This window comes from Clostridium sp., from assembly GCF_051650885.1.
Lineage (GTDB): Bacteria > Bacillota > Clostridia > Clostridiales > Clostridiaceae > Clostridium.
In genome coordinates, this window is record NZ_JBOFRG010000083.1 from 1 (window position 1) to 6,618 (window position 6,618).

The window sequence follows — 6,618 nt, forward strand, 5'->3', positions numbered from 1 at the left end:
TTCATTTGGATTTTCCTCATTCCTTGTGAATACTTTTCCCTTGGGTTTACCTTTCTCCGATGAAGAATTTTTATCAACAGGTTTATTTCCTTTGGATGACTCGGATTTATTTAGTCCAATATTTTCTTTACTTTCTATATTAGTTTCGTTCTCCGTGATCCTATTGTTTTTACGCTTCAAACATTCAACCCGGGATTCTAAATATTCTGGATAAAAGAATAGATAACAAAGAAAAGAAGAAAAGATCAACAGACTCATGAATCAAGATATAGTGAATCTACATTATTAGGACTTACTTATCATATCCGCAGAATTTTTCTCATCAACAGATTTCTCCATCTTTATAACCAACAATTGATTTTGTAACCTTTTGTTTTCTCTCTCACAGACCTTGAGTTTCTTATACAACCGTTCTGAAGACAACAGTATAGACATGCATCAAATATTTATGAGAACAGAGAAGAACAAAAGAGTGTTTCATTTTATGGGGGATAGGAATGTGGATACTGACCGATATGAGGCCATACTTCTTCTTCTATTTCGCTCTCTATGAATTCTTCCTCCATATCGGACTCATCGGATGACCCCATATCACTCCCCCGGCGAGATTTCTTTTTTGGGGAAGATACCCATTTTCTTCTATATACTAACTGTGCAGTGCTCATACGGGCTGGTCCCCTATAATTAGTTCTCCTTTTCTTGGATATGGTATAATCATAATCATCGTCGAAGTTTATTTCTGAATCAGTATCACTCGATTCATCACTTATATTGACGTCTACGCCGGAGTCGGATTCCTCTTCCTTTTTTATCTCTGTTTTTATATTTTCTTCTTCGTTATCTATTAATGATGTCTTCGTTTCCTTTTCCAATTTTTCCTTTTTTATTTCTGATATATCCAACTGTTCTTGTTTTATACTTTCTGCTTCCCCTTCTATGGAAATTTGAGTTGATTTTTGAGTGTTAGGGCAAAGCTCACAACCTTCTTTCGCATCAGCAGGCTGAGTGAGAACCAAATCTGAAATACAGCAGGATAAAAAATAGAGTCAAGAGGAGCTATAATGGATTTGGAATTAAGACATGGGAATATCAATCTCTAGTTACATACCTTTATCTGTACTGGGTGTTACTTTCGATACTCTTTTGGAGAGCCTGATTAACTCTTCAGTCGGAAGTGATTCTATATATTCCACCATTGCTTTGTAAAGTCCTTCTGCCGATGATACATTTTCTGAGGATGATATCTCTTCGCTCCGGGACAACAGTTTAATTTTGCTTGGGTGTGCATCGTGGACAGTCGAAAGAAATCGTTTAAACTTATCGCCTGCTTTTTCAAATTGATCTGTCCATCTTTTCAAGGATTGATCTAATTCCTCAGCCAGTTTAGTGGGACTCCATTTTCCTATCTCTTCTATGGTCAAATTTGATTCTTCTCCTCCAGCGGTTGATAGGAAATTTTTAATACATTGATAAACCTGGTTGTATATTCTACGAGCCCGAGCATGGTCGCTGAAGTCGCTGTCAGCTTCCAACATTCCTCCCTCTCGGAGAAGAGATTCCATTTGCTCTACTGCTTTATAGAATTCATCTGTGGATTCGCTCCTTACCACAGCGATAGCAGCAACAATGTAGTCTCTTTCCTTTAGGGATGAATCGAATGTATTTAGTATATCCCATTTTTTTTTAGCAGGGACATCTGTAATTGTTGCCTCCTCTTGCAAAGATTTTTCTAACTGTGTATCAAGATCAATTACGATCCGTTCATTATCCACCGTTGGAAACTGAACATCATTTCTCATTTTCCCAAATTCATTGGTGATCTTGTCTATCAGCTGTTTTTCTTGTATCGCTATAACCTTTTCCCATTGTTGTTTTCTCTTATCCCATATAATTTTATTCAGCCCCATCTCTTGTATAACACCAGAATCTTCCACTGAAAACAACAGGGACAAATTCACGGATATTGGGTAAAAGGAACATTCTATCTTCAGGGACAGCCATCAGTGCATTTGTATATATACTTACATCGTTGGTTCTTTCGTTTCCTCTCTTCGCTAGTCCGCTTTACTTCGTCTATCAGTCGTTTTTCTTCGGATTTGAGATAATCTTCAGCTTCTCTAGACATGGATCTTTCTCTTGGACCAGACCGTACTATTTCGAAAACACTAGAGTCATCATCATATCTCGCTCTCTCCAGTCGAGCCATCCAGATTAATTTATCATCTTCAACAGCAGGCTCCTTAAATTCAAATTTTCTCTCTGGTGTATCCATATATCGGTCATAGAGAATTGATAGACCCTGTTCCAGTCCGTACATTGTATCTATAATATTTTGATCCCATTCTTCTACAAGCCGTGTAGTACGTAGATCCATGAAGCCCTCCAGATTCCTACTTATCCTCAACTGAATAGGAGCATCAGCCTTTCCTTCCAGCTTACGCCCCAAGATCTTAGATACGCATTCACGGAAAAGGAGATGTGCGGATTCTAGTCGAGGTATCCAAAGGGTCTTTATGTATTTATTCTTATAAGAAAGATAATGTGATGGTGTATCTGTGATTTGTTCATCTGTGTTTGCTTTATCTTTTTGTGATTCATTCATTTGTTTTCTGATTCTTGATAATTCTTTCGTCAATTCATTGCTTAAATAGTCTTCCATGAAGTTCAACAGACAGCCCCACTTCTTGCTTGTTGCTTCCCATATTACTTGATCAACTTCTGCTTCTTTCAGAATGTTGGGATATCCGACTAAAAAACAACAGACATATAACACCAACAGGATAATTTGCAGCCATGTAATTATTCAAGAGGAGGATATACACATATAAAATTACCTTCTTGAAGAAGTTGCTTCCGCTCCAATTTCTTTTCATCCAGCTGTTTATTCCATTTCCTTCCTATATCCAGAATGTACTCTTCCTTATTACGTCTTTCCTTTTCTTTCTTCGAATTTTCCAGGGCTGCTATATGAGCTTTCGAACCCCAATAGGATGGTTCTATTACTATTTGATCCATCCAAGAAGATCTACAATTCCTCTCATATAATTCTTGAGGCGTCCTAGGAACATAACTCATGGATGTTTGGACAATAGGAGGAGGTGATGAGATCTCTGGTTCAAAGGGAGATGGTTTATTGGGTGATGGATTGGGGTCATTTGGGGTTAATTCTTTCGGTTTGGTTGTCTCTCGCGTCAGTGGATCCAAAACCTGAAAACGAATCTCAATATCGGAGGTGGCTAACTCCGATACTACTTGAGGATTCTTATCTTCCATTTTTATAAAATGATTGAAATTAACAACCAATGATCAAAGCAAGACTATATTATATATGTACTATGAAGAAGAAATCTTATAAGAAATTACATATGGAAGGATTTAACTTCTCATTCATGAAAAGCCTAACGCTCTGCAGGGTGTACATACAGGGTTGACTCGGGGAATGGCTATATCATCAGAAAACTTCGGATTCTATAATATGGTTATTTGTGAGAAAAATTATGAAAATAAAATATATATGTGATTGAAATATGATAACAGCTTCAAGCACACTCGACTCTTTGGGATGAGGGCGTCTCTGATGGTTACATAAGGAGGATGATTAGCCAGCGAAGTCTCTTCTTAACCCCGGGAAAGTTGTAGTGTTGTAGCCTATGTCTAAACTACTACAAGGTGATAATTTTGACGTCAGATGATATGATATATTTAATGATGTGTTATGTATCGTTTCACTAATGTATAATTTCATCATGTGGTTAATTTTTCTATCCATGTTATGGTGTCCTGGTGGACCGATGCTGCTTTGCCAATAAAATGAGAAGTTTATATCGTAAGAGTTAGCTTCCATACTTCTATGTTACCTATATATTCATATTTTTATCTCTAGTTTCATAATTATATATAATATATGAGATTGGAGTTAGTTTTGATTTATCCATTTTGTTCGACCAAGTACTTTATATGACTCGGTCCCCTGTACCGGTATGAGTGGTCCCTTCATCTATTCTTATATAATTTGAGTATAATTTATTAGGTTTCGTGAATATATTTTATGAACTTAATTTTATTTCATCTTATATTCGAATGGTTCACTTATATTTTATCTATCTATTCATATATTAACAGGTAATATATATATATGTGTCAGTGCCTGGTGTCAGGGGCTGCACTATCTCCCCGTGCCTGACTTTGTCTCTAATAAGAGAGCAGCAGGATTTCGGGTTCATTCTATTCATATATAGAGATCAGAACTATAAAAGAACTATTTTTGTATAAGATATATTTGTCATTAAATATTGTTGTGTCATGAATCACTCTACGTTGACTTATAGGTATCAGTAGAGCTTTTGTCAATGACCTTGTTCTAAGTAGTGCTAGGTCACTCTGTAGTCTCGGGATAAGAGTGGTCAGCACTTTGGTTCTGTTCTCACTTTCAGGTCTAACTTTATGTTAATATTAATTGTTTTCTGAAAACTTAAGGAAAACTTTGAATGGTATAAATAATAATAATTTGAGAAGGTTATGTATTTATAATCGAACTTTGACAAATCGTGTGTCAGAGTAAGAGTGGTTCATCGAGTGAGTACCTCGAGTCAGCTTCTATCTTCCGAAACATATAGCTAATACAAATATTTTATAAATTAAATATCTATAAAATTATGTTATTTATTAATATATGTTGTATTGAAAACCTAAGAGAAATAATTTCTTTGACATCCGAACTGGTGGACAGGTATTACTAAGTCAGGGACAGTGTGCTGAGGGGTCATCAGGGTCAAAGTAAGATATTGACAGATTGAGTGGAATTAAAGTTAAAATTAAAAGTTATTTGTTTAATTAATATAAAAGAGATTTATTATAAAGTAAAACATATTTATATTTAGATTTACTAAAAGAAATTAGGACTAAAGGATGGAATTAGGTCGGAGGTGACCTAAGGTTTGTAACTATCCCTTACCTGGAAAACTCAGAAATATCTTAAATATTCTTTATGTAATTTATGTTCTTTTATAATTTATATAAAATAAAGATTACTTAAAATAGACAAATGATTTATTATTTAATTCTGTTCATATGTACCAGGTTTATATATATTCTTGCATGCTTTTATATCTAAGTATCAGAGAATCAGCTTGCCTACCGCATCTAGGAGAATTTATTATTCTTATTTATTAATAATTGATTTTCACTAGATATTACAGGTTAAGTACTCATTGTATATGCCGTTATTGATAATATTGATTCAGATTAGATATAATTGATTATATTATCAAAGCCCTATTTGCACGGGATTGATACCTGGATTTGCTATTCTAATTTATCTACATACTTGTGGATTTATTACGTATAAAAGGTCATTAATTTATGATTTATGAGTGATAATTGGTTTACGCGTGACCATTTATTATAAGTATTATCAATTAATCAAAATAAAAATTGAAAGGTTAAAAGTTAGTTAAAATTGGATAAAATTGAAAAGATTATTATTTATAAAATCCAGCGTATCTGGCGGCATTACAATTTATGGAGGGCCCGGACGGAAATTAACTACTTACCATCATTTATTATAATACCTACGGATGAAATCTTCACACCCTTATTCTCTCAGCCCCAAAGACAAAATAAGAAAAAACACACACCCCCCTTCATCACCAAACTTTGCTAAAACCATGACTAAAAAGAAAAACATCATATGTCAGGGAATGGAGAGCGGTAATATGGTTGGAGACCCTTCTACTAGAACGACTAGGAGAGGTACTATATTAAATCCCCTTGGAATACCCGAACAACCTATAGCGCCACAGCCTGAAGCACAATGTCCTGTTGCTGAAGAACAGATGGAATTAGCTGTGGCATTGATTGAATCAGAACCTGGACGTACGGACCTCGCTTTAGTACCACAGAATCAGGTAGACACCTTAGTTTGTCAACCCTCCCCATCACATTTAATGTCCTATGACAACCCCCCAATCTCTATACACAATAATTTTCCACCTATGAATCCACCAAGCGATCCTGCATATGATGTTATATATGAAATGATGAAAGAGCTCAAAGCCTCTCTTAATACCAAAGATGATGAACTTCAAAAGTTGAAAGAGGAAGTAAGGAGCGCTCACGATCGGGAAAAATCCCACATACAAGAGGTAGTATTGTTGAAACATCAGGTAGAAACCCAAAATAAAGAGCAACAAGCCCATAGTCAACGTATGATGGAGCAGGAAAGAAATCGGGAGGCACAATATCAGGCTATGTTTTCGGAAGCACAGGATAAATATAATCAACTACAGAATAATGCTCATGGAACCATTGAGGAACTCACTAAACAATTACAGAATCTACAATTGGAACGTAATCAATTGATGGAACAAAAAGAAAAGGTAATAACACAAGCAAATGAATTTGCTGAAATAAAGTTAAAAGAATTACAAAATAAAATAGAAAAAGAAAAGGAAATCACTCAAGAAAAGGAAAGGGCACTCAATGCTCTAACGGAACAAGAAAAGGCTACAGAAAGATTGCGCAAAGAAATGGAACAAGATAAATTAGAGAAAGAAAATATATCCCGCCAACTGTTGGTAAAAAATATGGAAATGGATAAATATTCGACCGAAGCTGAGA

Annotated in this window: 6 protein-coding genes; 1 reads left to right on the forward strand and 5 read right to left on the reverse strand. The window is 35.2% G+C overall.

The features are described 5' to 3' along the window. The 5 genes from ACRC28_RS04055 to ACRC28_RS04075 form a co-directional block, all read right to left on the reverse strand. Positions 1 to 180, reverse strand: a 180-nt coding sequence (locus tag ACRC28_RS04055) for a hypothetical protein (RefSeq protein WP_438542173.1), incomplete at its 3' end; no start/stop codon positions are given. 302 nt (positions 181 to 482) lie between these two features. Next, the gene (locus ACRC28_RS04060) at positions 483 to 902 is read right to left on the reverse strand and encodes a hypothetical protein (protein WP_438542174.1); all 420 of its coding nucleotides are present in this window, start codon (positions 900 to 902) and stop codon (positions 483 to 485) included. Between the two features lie 198 nt (positions 903 to 1,100). Continuing rightward, complete coding sequence (locus tag ACRC28_RS04065; RefSeq protein ID WP_438542175.1) at positions 1,101 to 1,907, reverse strand: hypothetical protein; 807 nt, start codon at positions 1,905 to 1,907, stop codon at positions 1,101 to 1,103. Between the two features lie 80 nt (positions 1,908 to 1,987). Next, complete coding sequence (locus ACRC28_RS04070; protein WP_438542176.1) at positions 1,988 to 2,668, reverse strand: hypothetical protein; 681 nt, start codon at positions 2,666 to 2,668, stop codon at positions 1,988 to 1,990. Positions 2,669 to 2,799: 131 nt separating this feature from the next. Then, positions 2,800 to 3,273, reverse strand: a complete 474-nt coding sequence (locus ACRC28_RS04075; RefSeq protein ID WP_438542177.1) for a hypothetical protein — start codon at positions 3,271 to 3,273, stop codon at positions 2,800 to 2,802. 2,303 nt (positions 3,274 to 5,576) lie between these two features. Between ACRC28_RS04075 and ACRC28_RS04080 the strand changes: the two genes are divergently transcribed. Beyond that, a partial coding sequence (locus ACRC28_RS04080) for a hypothetical protein (protein ID WP_438542178.1) occupies positions 5,577 to 6,618 on the forward strand: 1,042 nt, incomplete at its 3' end.

Bases quoted from the DNA above. Each gene is read 5' to 3' on its own strand.
- ACRC28_RS04065 (WP_438542175.1), bottom strand. From the start codon at position 1,907: ATGGGGCTGAATAAAATTATATGGGATAAGAGAAAACAACAATGGGAA.
- ACRC28_RS04075 (WP_438542177.1), bottom strand. From the start codon at position 3,273: ATGGAAGATAAGAATCCTCAAGTAGTATCGGAGTTAGCCACCTCCGAT.